Here is an 18,188-nt window from a genome sequence, read left to right as displayed (position 1 = left end):
AGAATATTACGGATGGCACTAAGCGACGATTATTGTCAATTAGTGTCACAGATCCGATAAACTGGCGCCGAGTTGTTGCATAATCGGGGTTAATTTCGGTCTGGCCGGGGATAATATCCCCGGAAATAGTGGTAATGAAGAAAGAAAACCCGCGTATTTCCCTTATCCCTACATCCTCGTTCCACACGGTGCAGATACTCCTCGGCCTCGGAACAGTGACCTTTCTGTTCACGCTGTTTTCGTTCATGTTGATGCACAAACCGAGCGCACTCTCCCCGGTTTGGTTCCCAACGGCTGTCATTATGACTGCCTTTTATCGCTTCAGCGTGAAACTGTGGCCAGCCATTGCCATAAGTGGAATGTTGGCCATCATTGCCGCAACCTGCGTATTCTCACCGTCAGCGGTCACCCTGCTCTACCCGCTTATCAATGTGCTGGAAGCCTTAACCGGTGCGCTATTACTGCGCCGCTGGCTGGTGAATGACAACCCACTACGAAATCTGCATGACTGGACGCGCATGGCCATTGCCTGTGCGCTGATTCCACCGCTGCTCGGCAGCACGCTGATCAGCAGCCTATCGCCAGGGGCCAATACGCTACAAACCTTTATCGTCTGGGCGGTTGCTGAATCCACGGGTGCACTCGCATTAGTCCCGCTGGGTATGCTGCTCAACGTGCAGTTTTTCCGACGACATCGAGACACGCATCTGCTGCTTAACACGTTGCTGACTACCCTCATCACACTGGCCCTAAGCATATTGTCCATTCTTTATCTGCCCTGGCCGTTTACTTTCATCATGGTGCTCTTAATGTGGAGCGCCGTACGTTTGCCGCGCATTGAAGCATTCGTGATTACTCTGATAACCATCATGACCGTCCTGACCTTAACCGCACAGCACCCTGTGGTTCAGGAGATGATTGAGACCACCCTTGGCATCTATCAACTGACCAATATGCCCGGCCTGCCGTTCCTGATGGTACTGCTGCCTACCGGCGTGATGAGCATTGCCATGTATGCCGTGCACAGCGAGCGGCGGCACATTGCAGAAAGCGAAACCCGTTTTCGTAACGCCATGGAGTACTCGGCCATCGGCATGGCGGTAGTCGATACTCACGGGCAATGGCTGCAGGCCAACAAATCCTTGAGCACCTTCCTGGGTTATAGCCAGCAAGAATTACAGCACATGACGTTCCAACAAGTGACCTGGCACGAGGATCTTGCCGATGATTTGGCCCAGCTTGACCGGCTGGTACGCGGCGAAGTCGACAGCTATTCGCTGGAGAAGCGCTACTGCACGCGTCAAGGTGAAATCGTCTGGGCCTTACTCGCCGTTTCTCTGGTGCGCCATGACGACGGGACACCGTTTTACTTCATTAAGCAAATTGAAGACATTAACGACCTCAAAAAAAGCCGCGAAGCCAATAAGCAGTTAATGACAAAAATCACTCAGGCTAACGACGCGCTATTCCAGGAAAAAGAGCGCCTGCACATTACGCTGGACTCAATTCGCGAAGCGGTAATCAGTACCGATAATCAGCAGAACATTATCTTCATGAATCCGGTAGCGGAAAGAATGAGCGGCTGGAAGCAAAATGAAGCTCAGGGAAAACCGTTGCTTGAAGTGCTACGCATCACCTACGGCAGCGACGGCTTCATGCTGAATCAGCTCAATACCGAAGAGAAATCTAACGGTGAAAGCGAGCACGATAAAATCCTGCAAAACCGCTACGGCGGTAACTTTGACATCCACTACACCATGACGCCGTTGAAAACGCAGGAAGGTGAGCGTATCGGCTACGTGCTGGTCATTCAGGATGTCACCGAATCACGCAAACTGCTGCGCCAGCTAAGCTACAGTGCAACCCACGATGCGCTGACCGGCCTGCCTAATCGCGCCAGTTTCGAGAGCCAGCTTAAGGGGCTGTTGAAACTGTTGCCGGGAAGCCACCAGTCGCATGCGCTGGTGATGCTCGACCTCGATTTCTTTAAAGCGGTTAACGATAGCGCTGGCCACGCCGCAGGAGATGCGCTGCTGCATGAAATCGCGGCGCTAATGCGTTCGGTATTAAGGCCAAGCGATATTCTGGCACGACTGGGTGGCGATGAGTTTGGCTTTATCATTCGCCACTGCTCCACGGAACAAGCACTGAGCGCCAGCGAACGGGTTGTGGATGCTATCAACCGCTATGAGTTTACCTGGGGCGGCCGGTTGCACCGGATTGGCGCCAGCGCCGGTTTAACATTGATTCATGAGCATAATGCCAGCCTTGCCGAAGCACTGGTGCAGGCGGATTCCGCCTGCTACACCTCAAAAAACAATGGCCGCGGCATTGTGACGGTTTACGCGCCAACCGCTCACTCTGGTGACCAGCTATCCGAATACCAGATATGCAATAACGCATAGGAACGCCACGGCTGCCAGCGTTCGGCATAGCGGCGTATCTGTGCGGGCGTCATGCCGGGGAAGCGCTGTTTAATCAGGTAATCATCCGGCAAGAAGATATCTTTTACCTGCCAGCCACGTAGCGCAAAATAGTTGGCCGTCCAGCGACCAATCCCCGGATAACGCTGTAGAGCTTTCAGAGCCAGATCGACATCATCAGGCTGTGTAGCAGACAGTTCACCGTTAAGCATCGCATGGGCGAAATGGATGAGCGACTCCGCGCGTTTTAGCGGCATTCCCAGTGTTTTCAGTTCTGCTGGGTCCGCTGCCGCCAGCTGTTCCGCCGTGGGAAAGAGCATAAATCCCCCATCTTCTGCCAGCGGTTCGCCGTATCGCGCCACCACTTTGCCCGTGAGCCGCGCGGCCATCGCAACGCTCACCAGCTGCCCAAGAATGGCGCGCACACCCTGCTCAAAGACGTTCAGCGAGCCGGGCAGACGTAATCCTGGCCGGGGCGCGGCCAGCATCCCCAGAGAATCCAGGACCGGCTGCGGATCGCAGGCTAAATCCAGCAGCTTTATCACGCCTTCTCGCGCCTCTTTCTCCACCGGAAGAAGCCCCGGGGTGAGTTGGACGCGAAGCACCTGACGCACGGGGTCCGGCGTCATGGTTATCAACCCGCTGTGCGGCCCACAGCGCCAGCTTCGGATGTAGCTACCATCTTGAAAACGTTCAATACCGGTCACGGCACGCGCCTGTAAAAAATTGAACATCCAGTGCCAGTCGTACGGCGCAAGCCACGGCAGTTCAAACATATCGGTCCTTATGCAAAGAGATCGTTCAAGCGTTACAGCATAGCGGGTAATCAACGCGAAGACCTTGCTTTCATATTCCAGTTGCCGCCACCCCCACATTCCGCTAAAGTCGCCCCCCTTTCTTCACTGGCATGGGGATGATTGACGTGTTTATTGGTTTTGACTACGGGACAGCGAACTGTTCTATCGCCGTGATGCAGGATGGCGCACCGCGCATGCTGATGATGGAAAACGGCAGCACGCTGCTGCCTTCAATGCTGTCCGCGCCGACGCGCGAATCGGTGAGCGAGTGGCTGTACCGCCACCACCAGGTACCGGCGTCGGGCGATGAAACCCAGGCGCTGCTGCGTCGGGCGATTAACTACAACCGCGACGAAGACATCGACGTACTGAGCAACAGCGTGCAGTTTGGCCTCGCGTCGCTCAAGCAGTACATCACTGACCCGGAAGAGGTCTACTTCGTGAAGTCGCCGAAATCCTTCCTCGGCGCCAGCGGACTCAAACCGCAGCAGGTGGCGGTATTTGAAGATTTAGTCTGCTCCATGATGCTGCATATTCGCCAGCAGGCGCAGTCGCAACTGCAGGGTAATCTGGATCAGGCGGTAATCGGCCGCCCAATCAACTTCCAGGGACTCGGCGGCGATGAAGCTAACGCCCAGGCGGTGGGTATTCTTGAGCGCGCCGCCAAGCGCGCCGGGTTCCGCGAAGTGGTCTTTCAGTACGAGCCGGTTGCCGCGGGGCTGGATTTTGAAGCCACCCTCAGCGACGAAAAACGCGTGCTGGTGGTGGATATCGGTGGCGGTACCACCGACTGCTCCGTTTTACTGATGGGGCCACAATGGCGCACTCGTCACGATCGCGAACAGAGCCTGCTCGGCCACAGCGGCTGCCGCGTTGGCGGTAACGACCTCGACATTGCGCTAGCCTTTAAAAGCCTGATGCCGCTGTTGGGCATGGGGGGCGAGACGGAAAAAGGCATTGCGCTGCCCATTCTCCCATGGTGGAACGCGGTGGCGATTAACGACGTCCCGGCACAGACCGATTTTTACAGCGCCGCGAACGGACGCCTGCTGCGCGATCTGGCGCGCGACGCACGCGATGCGGAAAAAGTGTCCCTGCTGTATAAAGTCTGGCAGCAACGTTTGAGCTATCGTCTGGTCCGTTGCGCGGAAGAGAGCAAAATTGCCCTGTCCGAAAACGCACAAATCGACACTGCGCTGCCGTTCATCAGCGAATCGTTAGCCACCGCTATCAGCCAGGACGGTCTGGAAGCCGCGCTAAATCAGCCGCTGACGCGCATTCTCGAACAGGTTCAGCTAGCGTTAGAAAATAGCCGTGAAAAACCGGACGTTATCTACTTAACCGGCGGTAGCGCTCGCTCCCCGCTGATTAAGAAAGCGCTGGCCGAGCAGCTGCCGGGCATTCCTATCGCTGGCGGCGATGACTTTGGCTCGGTCACCGCCGGTCTTGCACGCTGGGCGCAGGTGGTTTTCGCCTGACAGGACCGTTGACTTCGCTGTTTTTTCAACCTATCGTAAAGGAGTAAGGGTAAGGGAGGATTGCTCCTCCCCCTGGTGTCTTAGTAAGCCGGTAAGCTAATGACTAAGAGTATCACCAGTATGATGACCATGTTCATCATAACCCTTTCCTTATATAAGGCCCCTTCGTCAGGAGGGGCTTTCCCGTTTTAGCACCTCGCTAAACGCCGCTGACGGTACCACCAACGGGCGTTTTGCGCCGTTTCATCCCCTCTCTTTGCGAGCCTACTCGTAAAGCCGCTCCCGTTTCGGACGATTCTCGCCGTCTTTCATATTTCCTCCATTTTTTCTGAGCGTTCCGTTACTAAACTAGTATCATTTCGTGGAATGATTCAGGACGAGACACGTATAACAATGAAAGGCAGTCATAACTCACGCTGGCGGATTGCGCTGGCCGTGCTGGTGGTTATCGCGGGGGCGGTCGGCATCTGGCACTTCAGCAAGAATTCCAATACTTCGGACTCTAGCAGCGCGAAGCCCGCGGGTGCGCCTCCGGGCGGTGGTCGCCACGGTGGTCGTTTCGGCGGTACGCTGGCACCGGTTCAGGCCGCGACCGCGACCAGTGAAGCCGTACCGCGCTATTTAAGCGGGTTAGGCACGATTACCGCGGCTAATACGGTCACCGTCAGAAGCCGCGTGGACGGCCAGCTCATGGCGATTCATTTCCAGGAAGGACAACAGGTCAAAGCGGGCGATTTGCTGGCGGAAATTGACCCTAGCCAATTCAAAGTTGCGCTGGCTCAGGCGCAAGGACAGCTGGCAAAAGACAAAGCCACCCTCGCTAACGCCCGTCGCGATCTGGCGCGCTACCAGCAGTTGGTAAAAACCAATCTCGTTTCTCGTCAGGAACTCGACACTCAGCAATCGCTGGTCAGCGAAACAGAAGGCACAATCAAGGCTGATGAAGCATCGGTTGCCAGCGCTCAGCTCCAGCTCAACTGGAGCCGTATTACCGCGCCTATCGATGGCCGCGTTGGTTTAAAACAGGTCGATATCGGTAATCAGATCTCCAGCGGAGATACCACCGGAATTGTGGTGCTGACCCAAACGCACCCGATAGACCTCGTCTTTACCCTGCCAGAAAATGACATTGCCACCGTGGTGGCCGCGCAAAAAGCGGGCAAAGCGCTGGCGGTTGAAGCCTGGGATCGCACCAACAAAACCAAGCTCAGCGAAGGTTCGCTGTTAAGCCTCGATAACCAAATCGACGCCACTACCGGCACCATCAAGCTGAAAGCGCGCTTTAATAACCAGGACGACGCGCTGTTCCCCAACCAGTTCGTCAACGCGCGTATGCTGGTTGATACCCAACAAAATGCCGTCGTGATCCCAACCGCCGCGCTGCAGATGGGCAACGACGGCCACTTCGTCTGGGTGCTGAATAGCGACAATAAAGTCAGCAAACACACCGTAGTACCGGGTATTCAGGATAGCCTGAAAGTGGTTATCGACGCCGGGCTATCCGCAGGAGACCGCGTGGTGACCGACGGCATTGACCGCCTGACCGAAGGTGCGAAGGTCGAAGTGGTCACGGCGCATGACGCCACCGCCACCAGCGCTGAAAAACCGGCGGCGGCAGAAGGCCATTCCGCTGGGCATAAAGGAGCGCGCGGCTAATGCAAGTTTTACCGCCGAGCAGCACAGGCGGCCCATCCCGCCTGTTCATTATGCGCCCTGTCGCCACCACGCTGTTGATGGTGGCAATTTTGCTGGCCGGGATCATCGGCTACCGTTTTCTGCCCGTATCCGCGCTCCCCGAAGTGGATTACCCGACTATCCAAGTGGTTACACTTTATCCGGGTGCGAGCCCGGATGTGATGACCTCTGCCGTCACCGCGCCGCTGGAACGCCAGTTTGGCCAGATGTCCGGCTTAAAACAGATGTCATCGCAAAGCTCAGGCGGTGCCTCCGTGGTGACACTGCAATTCCAGCTCACCCTACCGCTGGACGTCGCCGAGCAGGAAGTCCAGGCAGCCATTAACGCCGCCACCAACCTGTTGCCAAGCGATCTGCCCAACCCACCGGTCTACAGTAAAGTGAACCCGGCGGATCCACCCATTATGACCCTCTCCGTGACCTCCACCGCCACACCGATGACTGAAGTGGAAGATATGGTGGAAACGCGTGTGGCGCAGAAAATATCTCAGGTTTCCGGCGTAGGTCTGGTGACTCTCGCGGGCGGCCAACGTCCCGCCGTACGCGTGAAACTCAACGCCCAGGCGATTGCCGCGTTGGGGCTCACCAGCGAAGATATCCGCACTGCCATTACCAGCGCCAACGTCAACTCGGCGAAAGGTAGCCTGGATGGCCCAACGCGCGCGGTCACGCTTTCCGCCAACGACCAGATGCAGTCGGCGCAGGAATATCGCCAGCTGATCATTGCCTACAAAAATGGCGCCGCAATTCGCTTAGGCGATGTGGCAACCATTGAACAAGGGGCTGAAAACACCTGGCTTGGCGCATGGGCCAATAAAAAGCAGGCTATCGTGATGAATGTGCAGCGCCAGCCCGGCGCCAACATCATTTCGACCGCCGATAGCATCCGCGAAATGCTGCCACAGCTGACCGAAAGCCTGCCAAAATCGGTCAAAGTTGAAGTGCTTTCTGACCGAACCACCAACATTCGCGCCTCGGTCTCCGACACCCAGTTTGAGCTGATGCTGGCCATTGCGCTGGTGGTGATGATCATCTATCTGTTCCTGCGCAACGTACCGGCCACCATCATTCCCGGCGTCGCCGTGCCGCTGTCGCTGGTAGGCACCTTCGCGGTGATGGTATTCCTCGACTTTTCTATCAACAACCTGACGCTAATGGCGCTCACCATTGCCACCGGTTTTGTGGTCGATGACGCCATCGTGGTGATTGAAAACATCTCTCGCTATATCGAAAAAGGCGAGAAGCCGATGGCGGCGGCGCTCAAAGGTGCGGGTGAGATTGGCTTTACCATTATCTCCCTGACCCTGTCGCTGATTGCGGTACTGATCCCACTGCTGTTTATGGGCGATATCATTGGCCGTCTGTTCCGCGAATTTGCTATCACCCTGGCAGTCGCTATCCTCATCTCGGCGGTGGTCTCGCTAACGCTAACGCCGATGATGTGCGCGCGCATGTTAAGCCATGAGTCGCTACGCAAACAAAACCGCTTCTCTCGCGCCAGCGAGCGTTTCTTTGAACGGGTCATTGCCGTTTATGGTCACTGGCTGGCTCGCGTGTTGAACCATCCATGGCTAACGTTGAGCGTTGCCCTCGGCACCCTGGCACTGTCAATTATTCTGTGGGTCACCATCCCGAAAGGCTTCTTCCCGATTCAGGATAACGGCATCATTCAAGGCACGCTGCAGGCACCGCAGTCGGTGTCGTTCACCAGCATGGCGCAGCGCCAGCAAACGGTGGCCGATGCGATTTTGAAAGACCCGGCGGTAGAGAGCCTGACCTCGTTTGTCGGCGTTGATGGCACCAACCCCGCGCTCAACAGCGCACGTCTGCAAATTAACCTGAAACCGTTAAGCGACCGCGATGACCGCGTCCAGACCGTCATTAACCGTCTACAACAGTCGGTGGCGCGTATTCCTGGCGTTGAATTGTATCTACAGCCGACGCAAGATCTGACTATCGACACCACCGTTAGCCGCACGCAGTATCAGTTTACGCTGCAGGCCAACTCGCTGGATGCGCTAAGCCAATGGGTGCCGCAGCTGATGACCCAGCTACAGGCGCAGCCGCAGCTTTCTGATGTCAGCAGCGACTGGCAGGATCAGGGGCTGGTGGCCTTTGTCAATGTCGATCGCGACAGCGCCAGCCGTCTCGGTATTTCCATGGCCGACGTTGACAACGCGCTGTATAACGCCTTCGGTCAACGTTTGATCTCCACCATCTACACCCAAGCGAACCAGTATCGCGTCGTGCTCGAGCATGATACCCGTGCCACACCGGGGCTGGCGGCGCTGGATAACATCCGCCTGACCAGCAGCGACGGCGGTATCGTCCCGCTCAACGCCATCGCCAAAATCGAGCAGCGCTATGCGCCGCTGTCGATTAACCATCTTGACCAGTTCCCGGTGACGACCATTTCGTTCAACGTACCAAGCGGCTACTCGCTGGGCGATGCGGTGCAGTCCATTCAGAATGCGGAAAAATCGCTGAACTTCCCGACGGATATTCGCACCGAATTCCAGGGCAGCACCCTCGCCTTCCAGTCAGCGCTGAGCAGCACTATCTGGCTAGTGGTGGCGGCCGTGGTGGCAATGTATATCGTGCTCGGCGTGCTGTATGAGAGTTTTATCCACCCGATAACCATTCTGTCGACGCTGCCAACGGCGGGCGTCGGTGCGCTGCTGGCGCTGATGATTTCGGGCAGCGAACTGGACGTCATTGCCATCATCGGTATCATTTTGCTTATCGGTATCGTGAAGAAGAACGCGATCATGATGATCGACTTCGCGCTGGCGGCCGAGCGTGAACAGGGGATGGAACCGCGCGAGGCGATTTATCAGGCCTGTCTGCTGCGTTTCCGCCCGATTCTGATGACAACTCTGGCGGCGCTACTGGGTGCGCTGCCGCTGATGTTGAGCACCGGGGTGGGCGCCGAACTGCGTCGTCCGCTGGGTATTGGTATGGTCGGTGGTCTGCTGGTGAGCCAGGTACTGACGCTGTTCACCACGCCGGTTATCTATCTGCTGTTCGACCGCCTGTCGCTGTACCTGAAAAGCCGGTTCCCGCACCGTGAAGAGGAAGTGTAAGTGAAATTTTTTGCACTCTTCATCTACCGTCCGGTGGCGACGATCCTGATTTCGCTCGCCATCACCCTGTGCGGTATTTTGGGCTTCCGGCTGCTGCCGGTGGCCCCGCTGCCGCAGGTAGACTTCCCGGTTATCATGGTTAGCGCCTCGCTGCCGGGCGCTTCGCCGGAGACAATGGCATCGTCGGTGGCGACACCGCTTGAGCGTTCACTCGGTCGCATTGCCGGGGTCAACGAAATGACCTCCAGCAGCTCGCTGGGCAGTACCCGCATCATTCTCGAATTTAACTTCGATCGCGATATCAACGGCGCTGCGCGCGATGTACAGGCGGCCATCAACGCCGCGCAAAACTTGCTGCCGAGCGGCATGCCGAGCCGCCCAACCTATCGCAAAGCCAACCCGTCCGACGCGCCAATTATGATCCTGACGCTCACCTCGGATACCTATTCCCAGGGCGAGCTGTACGATTTTGCCTCCACCCAGCTGGCGCAGAATATCTCGCAAATTGACGGCGTGGGCGACGTGGACGTGGGCGGCAGCTCTCTGCCCGCCGTGCGCGTCGATCTCAATCCGCAAGCGCTGTTTAATCAGGGCGTATCGCTAGATGCCGTGCGCACCGCCATCAGCAATGCCAACGTGCGTAAACCGCAGGGGGCGATTGAAGATAGCGCGCATCGCTGGCAAGTGCAGGCCAACGATGAGCTGAAAAAGGCGGCAGAGTACAAGCCGCTGATTATTCACTATAACAACGGCGCGGCGGTGCGTCTGAGCGACGTCGCGAACATCACCGACTCGGTGCAGGATGTGCGTAATGCCGGGATGACCAACGCCAAACCGGCGATTTTGCTGATGATCCGCAAGCTGCCGGAAGCCAACATTATTCAGACCGTCGACAGCATTCGCGCCGAGCTACCGGCGCTACAGCAAACCATTCCCGCCGCTATCGATCTGCAAATTGCCCAGGACCGTTCGCCGACCATCCGCGCATCGCTGGAAGAAGTGGAGCAGACGCTGGTGATTTCCGTCGCGCTGGTCATTCTCGTCGTCTTCCTGTTCCTGCGTTCCGGGCGGGCGACGCTGATCCCGGCGGTGGCGGTTCCGGTGTCGCTTATCGGTACCTTTGCCGCCATGTATCTGTGCGGCTTTAGCCTTAACAACCTGTCGCTAATGGCGCTAACTATCGCCACCGGCTTTGTGGTTGATGATGCCATCGTGGTGCTGGAGAACATCTCCCGCCATCTGGAGGCAGGCATGAAGCCGCTACAAGCGGCGCTACAAGGTAGCCGCGAGGTTGGCTTTACCGTGCTGTCGATGAGTGTGTCGCTGGTGGCCGTATTCCTGCCGCTGTTGCTGATGGGCGGCCTGCCTGGCAGGCTGTTGCGAGAGTTTGCCGTCACGCTGTCGGTGGCTATCGGCATTTCACTGGCGGTCTCGTTGACGCTCACGCCGATGATGTGCGGCTGGATGCTAAAATCCAGCCGTCCGCATACCCCCACCCGCAACAAAGGTCTGGGGCGTCTGCTTGTCGGTATGCAGCAGGGTTACGGTAAATCGTTACGCTGGGTGCTCAACCACGCACGCCTGGTCGGCGTGGTATTCCTGGCCACCATCGCGCTTAACGTCTGGCTCTATATCTCCATTCCGAAAACCTTCTTCCCGGAGCAGGATACCGGGGTGCTGATGGGCGGGATTCAGGCCGACCAAAGCATTTCTTTCCAGGCGATGCGCGGTAAATTACAGGACTTTATGAAGATCATTCGTGAAGATCCGGCAGTCGATAATGTCACCGGCTTTACCGGCGGCTCACGCGTCAACAGTGGGATGATGTTCATCACCCTGAAATCGCGCGACCAGCGCCACGAAACGGCGCAGCAAATTATCGACCGACTGCGTAAAAAGCTCGCCAAAGAGCCCGGCGCCAACCTGTTCTTAATGGCGGTGCAGGATATCCGAGTCGGCGGGCGTCAGGCCAACGCCAGCTACCAGTACACCCTGCTTTCCGATGATTTGAGCGCGCTGCGCGAGTGGGAGCCGAAAATCCGTAAAGCGCTGGCGGCACTGCCGGAGCTTGCCGACGTCAACTCGGATCAACAGGATAACGGTGCCGAAATGGACCTGGTCTATGACCGTGAAACCATGTCGCGGCTGGGTATTAGCGTCGAAGAGGCTAACAGTCTGCTCAACAACGCCTTTGGCCAGCGGCAGATTTCCACAATCTATCAGCCGCTTAACCAGTACAAAGTGGTGATGCAGGTTGACCCGGTTTACACCCAGGACGTTAGCGCGCTGGATAAAATGTTTGTGATTAATAACGACGGCAAAGCCATTCCGCTATCGTATTTCGCCAAATGGCAACCGGCCAACGCACCGCTGTCGGTGAACCATCAGGGGCTGTCGGCAGCGTCTACGGTTTCCTTTAACCTGCCGACCGGTAAATCACTCTCGGAAGCCAGCGACGCCATCACCCGAACAATGACCCAGCTTGGTGTCCCGCCGACGGTGCGCGGATCGTTTGCCGGCACGGCACAGGTGTTCCAGGATACGATGAACTCGCAGGTTATCCTGATTCTCGCCGCTATCGCCACGGTCTATATCGTGCTGGGGATTTTGTACGAAAGCTATGTGCATCCGCTGACAATTCTCTCTACGCTACCCTCCGCAGGCGTTGGCGCATTGCTGGCGCTGGAGCTATTCGGTGCCCCGTTTAGCCTAATTGCCCTTATCGGGATCATGCTATTAATCGGCATTGTGAAGAAAAACGCCATCATGATGGTCGACTTCGCCCTTGAGGCGCAGCGTAACGGCAACCTGACGCCGGAGGAGGCCATTTTCCAGGCCTGCCTGCTGCGTTTTCGCCCGATAATGATGACCACGCTGGCGGCGCTGTTTGGCGCGCTACCGCTGGTACTCTCGGGAGGTGATGGGTCGGAACTGCGTCAACCGCTGGGGATTACCATTGTCGGAGGGCTGGCGATGAGCCAACTGCTGACGTTGTACACCACCCCGGTGATTTACCTGTTCTTCGAGAGTCTGCGTCTACGTTTTTCGCGTCAAACCCGACAATCGGTAACTGAGTAACCATGACTGAACTTCCCGCCAACGTTCGCTGGCAGCTGTGGATCGTGGCGTTTGGCTTTTTCATGCAATCGCTGGACACTACGATCGTCAATACCGCCCTCCCCTCCATGGCGCTAAGCCTGGGGGAGAGCCCGCTCCACATGCACATGGTGGTGGTTTCCTACGTGCTGACGGTCGCCGTCATGCTGCCCGCCAGCGGCTGGCTGGCGGATCGCGTCGGCGTGCGCAATATCTTTTTCATCGCCATCATTCTGTTTACCCTGGGTTCGCTGTTCTGTTCGCTTTCCAGCACCCTCAATGAGCTGGTGATGGCCCGTGTTCTACAGGGTATCGGTGGCGCGATGATGGTACCCGTCGGCAGGCTGACGGTGATGAAAATCGTGCCACGCGAACAATATATGGCGGCGATGACCTTCGTCACCCTGCCCGGCCAGATTGGCCCGCTGCTGGGCCCGGCGTTGGGGGGAATTTTGGTTGAATACGCCTCCTGGCACTGGATTTTCTTAATCAATATTCCCGTCGGCATTATCGGCTGTATTGCCACGCTGATTTTGATGCCCAACTATACGGTGCAAACCCGGCGCTTTGATCTTTCAGGGTTTATCGTTCTGGCACTGGGTATGGCAACGCTAACGCTGGCGCTCGATGGGCAAAAAGGCTTGGGCATTTCACCGTTGATGATGGGCGCACTGGTGGCCATCGGCGTCGTCTCCATCCTGATGTATCTGTGGCACGCCTACGGTAACGAAGACGCGCTGTTTAGTCTGAAGCTTTTCAATACCCCGACCTTTTCACTGGGGCTCGCTGGCAGCTTTGCCGGGCGTATCGGTAGCGGGATGCTGCCGTTTATGACGCCGGTGTTTATGCAGATTGGTCTCGGCTTCACGCCATTCCATGCCGGGTTAATGATGATCCCGATGGTGCTCGGCAGCATGGGTATGAAGCGCATCGTGGTACAAGTCGTTAATCGCTTTGGCTACCGCCACGTGCTGGTGTTCAGCACTCTTAGCCTTGCGTTAATCAGCCTGCTCTTTATGTTCACCGCACTGGCCGGCTGGTACTACGTGCTGCCGGCGGTGCTGTTTATTCAAGGGATGGTCAACTCCAGCCGTTTTTCATCAATGAACACGCTGACCCTAAAAGACCTGCCGGATGACCATGCCAGCAGTGGCAATAGCCTGCTGTCGATGATTATGCAGCTATCGATGAGTATCGGCGTCACTATCGCGGGGATCCTGCTGGGCATGTTTGGCCAGCAGCACATTGCCGTGGGAGGCGACACCACGCACCACGTCTTTATGTACACCTATTTCTGTATGGCCGTGATTATTGCGCTTCCCGCCCTCGTCTTCGCGCGAGTGCCGGACGATATCAGCAAAAACGTGGTTATCGCCCGACGCAAATTGAAGGAGTAAATCGTGAAATTATGGCGCCCGGGAATCTCCGGCAAACTGTTCTTCGCCATTTTAGCCACCTGTATCGTGCTGCTGATCAGTATGCATTGGGCGGTGCGCATCAGCTTTGAGCGCGGCTTTATTGACTACATCAAGCGCGGCAACGAACAGCGGCTACAACTACTCAGTGACGCACTGGCGGAGCAGTATGCCCAGCACGGTAACTGGCGTTTTTTACGCAATAACGACCGTTTCATCTTCCAAATCCTGCGTTCATTCGAACATGACAACAATGAGGACAAAATGCCGCCAGGCCCTCCAGGGCCGGGCATGGGCCCGGAACGCGGTGGGATGCCGCCGCACGGCTGGCGCACTCAATTTTGGGTGGTCGATCAAAACGCCCGCGTGCTGGTTGGCCCCCGTGAAGCGGTGCCACACGATGGCACCCGACGGGGCATTATTGTTAACGGTATGGAGGTCGGCGCGGTGATCGCCTCGCCGGTCGAACGCTTAACCCGTAATACCGATATTAATTTCGACAAGCAGCAGCGGCGTACTAGTTGGCTGATTGTGGGCCTGGCAACGCTGCTCGCCGCGCTGGCTACCTTCCCGCTGGCGCGTGGGCTTATCGCACCCGTCAGACGGTTAGTTGAAGGCACCCACAAGCTGGCTGCGGGCGATTTCTCCACCCGTGTGCCGGTCACCAGCGGTGATGAGCTGGGCAAGCTGGCACAGGACTTCAACCAGCTCGCCAGCACGCTGGAGAAAAACCAGCAGATGCGCCGTGATTTGATGGCCGACATCTCCCATGAGCTGCGCACCCCGCTAGCGGTACTGCGCGGTGAACTGGAGGCCATTCAGGACGGCGTTCGCAAATTTACCCCAGAGTCAGTGACATCGTTGCAGGCGGAAGTCGCCACGCTCACCAAGCTGGTTAACGATTTGCATCAGCTTTCCATGTCTGATGAAGGGGCGCTGGCTTACCAGAAGTCATCCGTAGAGATTATTTCGCTGCTGGAAATTGCCGCCGATGCCTTCCGCGAACGCCTTGCCAGCCGAGGGTTAACGTTGAATCTGGCGCTGGCAGAAAATGCCACGGTCTTCGGCGACCCGGACCGCCTGATGCAGCTTTTCAACAACCTGCTGGAAAACAGCCTGCGCTACACCGATAGTGGTGGCCAGGTGCTGATTCGCACCGCGCTGAGCGCCCAGCATATTGTGATGGAATTTGCCGACAGCGGCCCGGGCGTCACCGATGAACAGCTGACTAAACTGTGCGAACGCTTCTATCGCACCGAAGGATCCCGCAACCGCGCCAGCGGCGGGTCCGGCCTCGGACTGGCGATCTGCGCCAATATTGTCACCGCCCACGGTGGCCGTCTTGAGGTCGGACATTCGCCTTTTGGCGGGGTTAGCATTAAAGTAGAATTACCGCTGGAACGCGCAACACCGAGAGAGATATGACCGAGTTACCGATTGACGACAACGCCCCACGCATTTTAATTGTGGAAGATGAACCAAAACTGGGGCAGTTACTCATCGACTATTTGCTGGCAGCGCACTACGCGCCGACGCTGATTAGCCACGGCGATAAAGTACTGCCGTACGTTCATCAGTCGCCACCAAATCTGATCCTGCTGGATTTAATGCTGCCAGGCACCGACGGTCTGACGCTGTGTCGCGAAATCCGCCGCTTCTCTGACGTTCCCATCGTCATGGTGACGGCCAAAATTGAAGAAATCGATCGCTTGTTGGGGCTGGAAATTGGCGCCGACGATTACATCTGTAAGCCCTATAGCCCACGTGAAGTCGTGGCGCGCGTGAAAACCATTTTGCGTCGCTGCAAACCGCGCCAGGAGCTACAGGCGCTGGACGAACAAAGCCCGCTTATCGTCGACGAAAACCGTTTTCAGGCTTCGTGGCGCGATCGCTTGCTCGATCTCACCCCGGCAGAATTTCGTCTGTTGAAAACCTTATCGCAGGAACCCGGAAAAGTGTTCTCCCGCGAACAGTTGCTCAATCATCTGTATGACGACTATCGCGTGGTCACCGATCGCACCATCGACAGCCACATAAAAAACCTGCGCCGCAAGCTGGAGTCGCTTGACGCTGAGCAGTCTTTCATCCGTGCGGTCTACGGCGTGGGTTACCGCTGGGAGGCCGATGCCTGCCGAATGGCGTAATCTCCCTCAGAGCGGCCTCACGGCCGCCCTCTTTCCCCACCGCATGATTAGCATCTACGCCAATTTCTCCCATACTCATACAGTCAGCCAATACCTTTAACCACTTCAATTTCATCAAGGAGTCACCATGGCGGGTTGGTTTGAGTTAAGCAAAAGCAGCAACGATCAGTTTCGTTTCGTCCTGAAAGCGGGCAACGGCGAAATCATTCTCACCAGCGAGCTGTACACCACCAGAGCGTCGGCGGAAAATGGTATCGCCTCCGTGCGCACCAACAGTCCGCTGGACGAGCGCTATGAGAAGAAAACGGCGACCAACGGTAAATTCCACTTCAATCTGAAAGCCGGTAATCACCAGGTGATTGGCAGCAGCCAGCTGTACGCCAGCGAAGCCTCGCGCGATAAAGGCATTGCATCGGTGAAAACCAACGGTGCCAGCGAGACCGTCAAAGATAATACCTGATAGGTAGAAACCCGGCCGGGTGGCCCCTGGCAGCCACCCGGCGCTTTACCTCCCACCCACACAGCGCTACAATGCCCGCCCTTAAAGTGGGGACACTCCCCAACTCGCCGCATCAGGTGTGGCGAATCTGACCTGTCATCAGAACGAGAAAATCATGTTTAAACCGGAACTCCTCTCCCCGGCGGGAACGCTGAAAAATATGCGTTACGCTTTTGCTTACGGTGCCGATGCTGTTTATGCCGGCCAACCGCGCTACTCACTGCGCGTGCGTAACAACGAATTCAATCACGAGAATCTGCAGCTCGGCATCAACGAAGCCCATGCACTGGGTAAAAAATTCTATGTGGTGGTCAACATTGCCCCGCATAACGCCAAGCTGAAAACCTTCATTCGTGATTTGAAGCCGGTGGTAGATATGGGGCCGGATGCGCTGATCATGTCCGATCCAGGGCTGATAATGCTGGTGCGCGAAAACTTCCCCGACATGGATATTCACCTGTCCGTGCAGGCGAACGCCGTCAACTGGGCTACGGTAAAATTCTGGAAGCAGATGGGCCTGACCCGCGTGATCCTCTCCCGCGAGCTGTCGCTGGAAGAAATTGAAGAGATCCGCTCCCAGGTGCCAGATATGGAGATTGAAATCTTCGTTCACGGCGCGCTGTGCATGGCCTACTCCGGCCGTTGCCTGCTGTCCGGCTACATCAACAAGCGTGACCCGAACCAGGGCACCTGCACCAACGCCTGCCGCTGGGAGTACAACGTCCTGGAAGGCAAAGAAGACGATATCGGTAATATCGTCCACAAATACGAACCGATTCCGGTACAGAACGTCGAACCCACCCTCGGCGTTGGCGCACCGACCGATCAGGTGTTTATGCTGGAAGAGGCCAAACGTCCTGGCGAGTACATGACTGCCTTTGAAGACGAGCACGGCACCTACATCATGAACTCAAAAGATCTTCGCGCCGTGGCTCACGTTGAGCGCCTGACCCAAATGGGCGTGCACTCGCTGAAAATCGAAGGCCGTACCAAATCGCACTACTACTGCGCCCGCACCGCGCAGGTGTACCGCAAGGCGATCGATGACGCCGCAGCCGGCAAACCGTTTGATACCAATCTGCTGGAAACGCTGGAAAACCTCGCCCACCGTGGCTACACCGAAGGCTTCCTGCGTCGTCACACGCATGACGATTATCAGAACTACGAATACGGTTTCTCGGTTTCCGAGCGTCAGCAGTTCGTCGGCGAATTTACCGGCCAGCGCAAAGGCGTGATGGCCGAAGTGGCGGTAAAAAACAAATTTGCCCTTGGCGATAATCTGGAACTGATGACCCCGCAGGGTAACGTCAACTTCAGCCTCGAGCAGATGGAAGATGCCAAAGGTGTTGCGAAACCGGTCGCTCCTGGCGACGGTCACACCGTATGGATCCCCGTGCCGGAAGATATCGAACTGGAGTATGGTCTGCTGATGCGGAATTTCACAGGAGAATCAACTCGTAATCCGCATAACAGCTAGTACATATATATTGTTTTTCAATAGCAAAGATTCTTAGAAATGGATCACAGACGGAATTATCAATTGTCGATACTATTCCCT

Annotated in this window: 12 protein-coding genes; 10 read left to right on the top strand and 2 right to left on the bottom strand. The window is 56.6% G+C overall.

What is annotated here, in order from left to right; translation table 11 throughout:
• Positions 1 to 134 precede the first annotated feature (134 nt).
• On the top strand, positions 135 to 2,405 hold the full coding sequence (locus tag KP80_RS19145; protein WP_072129170.1) for a PAS domain S-box protein: 2,271 nt from the start codon (positions 135 to 137) through the stop codon (positions 2,403 to 2,405).
• On the opposite strand, the gene alkA is transcribed toward KP80_RS19145, so the two are convergent.
• The gene (gene alkA, locus KP80_RS19140) at positions 2,357 to 3,199 is read right to left on the bottom strand and encodes a DNA-3-methyladenine glycosylase 2 (RefSeq protein ID WP_052285227.1); all 843 of its coding nucleotides are present in this window, start codon (positions 3,197 to 3,199) and stop codon (positions 2,357 to 2,359) included. The two genes, KP80_RS19145 and alkA, sit on opposite strands and share 49 nt — an antisense overlap.
• A gap of 146 nt (positions 3,200 to 3,345) precedes the next feature.
• Between alkA and yegD the strand changes: the two genes are divergently transcribed.
• On the top strand, positions 3,346 to 4,698 hold the full coding sequence (gene yegD, locus KP80_RS19135; RefSeq protein WP_052285290.1) for a molecular chaperone: 1,353 nt from the start codon (positions 3,346 to 3,348) through the stop codon (positions 4,696 to 4,698).
• Positions 4,699 to 4,778: 80 nt separating this feature from the next.
• Here yegD and KP80_RS23470 read toward each other — a convergent pair whose 3' ends face one another.
• Positions 4,779 to 4,838, bottom strand: coding sequence for a type I toxin-antitoxin system Ibs family toxin (locus KP80_RS23470; protein ID WP_156315699.1), 60 nt, complete (start codon positions 4,836 to 4,838; stop codon positions 4,779 to 4,781).
• A 253-nt stretch (positions 4,839 to 5,091) separates the two neighbouring features.
• Between KP80_RS23470 and KP80_RS19130 the strand changes: the two genes are divergently transcribed.
• From KP80_RS19130 to yegQ, 8 genes are all read left to right on the top strand, one after another.
• Entirely contained in the window at positions 5,092 to 6,354 is a 1,263-nt protein-coding gene (locus KP80_RS19130; RefSeq protein WP_052285226.1) for an MdtA/MuxA family multidrug efflux RND transporter periplasmic adaptor subunit, read from the top strand.
• The gene (locus KP80_RS19125) at positions 6,354 to 9,476 is read left to right on the top strand and encodes an MdtB/MuxB family multidrug efflux RND transporter permease subunit (RefSeq protein WP_052285225.1); all 3,123 of its coding nucleotides are present in this window, start codon (positions 6,354 to 6,356) and stop codon (positions 9,474 to 9,476) included. The genes KP80_RS19130 and KP80_RS19125 overlap by 1 nt, the downstream gene beginning before the upstream one ends.
• Positions 9,477 to 12,554 carry a multidrug efflux RND transporter permease subunit MdtC gene (mdtC, locus tag KP80_RS19120; RefSeq protein WP_052285224.1) on the top strand — a complete coding sequence of 1,026 codons (3,078 nt, stop codon included), beginning with the start codon at positions 9,477 to 9,479 and terminating at the stop codon, positions 12,552 to 12,554. It abuts the gene before it with no gap.
• Positions 12,555 to 12,556: 2 nt separating this feature from the next.
• A complete protein-coding gene (locus KP80_RS19115; protein WP_052285223.1) occupies positions 12,557 to 13,969 on the top strand; it encodes an MFS transporter in 1,413 nt (470 codons plus the stop codon).
• A 3-nt stretch (positions 13,970 to 13,972) separates the two neighbouring features.
• Positions 13,973 to 15,412, top strand: a complete 1,440-nt coding sequence (baeS, locus tag KP80_RS19110; protein WP_052285222.1) for a two-component system sensor histidine kinase BaeS — start codon at positions 13,973 to 13,975, stop codon at positions 15,410 to 15,412.
• Complete coding sequence (baeR, locus tag KP80_RS19105; RefSeq protein WP_052285221.1) at positions 15,409 to 16,131, top strand: two-component system response regulator BaeR; 723 nt, start codon at positions 15,409 to 15,411, stop codon at positions 16,129 to 16,131. Before baeS ends, baeR begins: the two co-directional genes overlap by 4 nt.
• Before the next feature lie 127 nt (positions 16,132 to 16,258).
• Positions 16,259 to 16,591 (top strand): YegP family protein, encoded by a 333-nt coding sequence (locus KP80_RS19100; RefSeq protein ID WP_052285220.1) that lies wholly within the window; start codon positions 16,259 to 16,261, stop codon positions 16,589 to 16,591.
• 154 nt (positions 16,592 to 16,745) lie between these two features.
• Positions 16,746 to 18,107, top strand: coding sequence for a tRNA 5-hydroxyuridine modification protein YegQ (gene yegQ / locus KP80_RS19095; protein WP_052285219.1), 1,362 nt, complete (start codon positions 16,746 to 16,748; stop codon positions 18,105 to 18,107).
• Positions 18,108 to 18,188: the final 81 nt, after the last annotated feature.

It is taken from the genome of Kluyvera genomosp. 1 (genome assembly GCF_001266615.1).
In the GTDB taxonomy this organism is placed as follows: Bacteria; Pseudomonadota; Gammaproteobacteria; order Enterobacterales; family Enterobacteriaceae; genus Kluyvera; species Kluyvera cryocrescens_A.
Note: the sequence above shows the minus strand (reverse complement) of the source record. Positions and strands in the feature narration are given on the sequence as shown.

What these genes read in the sequence shown, in the direction of transcription:
- KP80_RS19130 (WP_052285226.1), top strand. Translation starts at nt 5,092, where the DNA reads ATGAAAGGCAGTCATAACTCACGCTGGCGGATTGCGCTGGCCGTGCTG.
- KP80_RS19115 (WP_052285223.1), top strand. Translation starts at nt 12,557, where the DNA reads ATGACTGAACTTCCCGCCAACGTTCGCTGGCAGCTGTGGATCGTGGCG.
- alkA (WP_052285227.1), bottom strand. Translation starts at nt 3,199, where the DNA reads ATGTTTGAACTGCCGTGGCTTGCGCCGTACGACTGGCACTGGATGTTC.
- baeR (WP_052285221.1), top strand. Translation starts at nt 15,409, where the DNA reads ATGACCGAGTTACCGATTGACGACAACGCCCCACGCATTTTAATTGTG.
- KP80_RS19145 (WP_072129170.1), top strand. Translation starts at nt 135, where the DNA reads ATGAAGAAAGAAAACCCGCGTATTTCCCTTATCCCTACATCCTCGTTC.
- KP80_RS19125 (WP_052285225.1), top strand. Translation starts at nt 6,354, where the DNA reads ATGCAAGTTTTACCGCCGAGCAGCACAGGCGGCCCATCCCGCCTGTTC.
- yegQ (WP_052285219.1), top strand. Translation starts at nt 16,746, where the DNA reads ATGTTTAAACCGGAACTCCTCTCCCCGGCGGGAACGCTGAAAAATATG.
- KP80_RS19100 (WP_052285220.1), top strand. Translation starts at nt 16,259, where the DNA reads ATGGCGGGTTGGTTTGAGTTAAGCAAAAGCAGCAACGATCAGTTTCGT.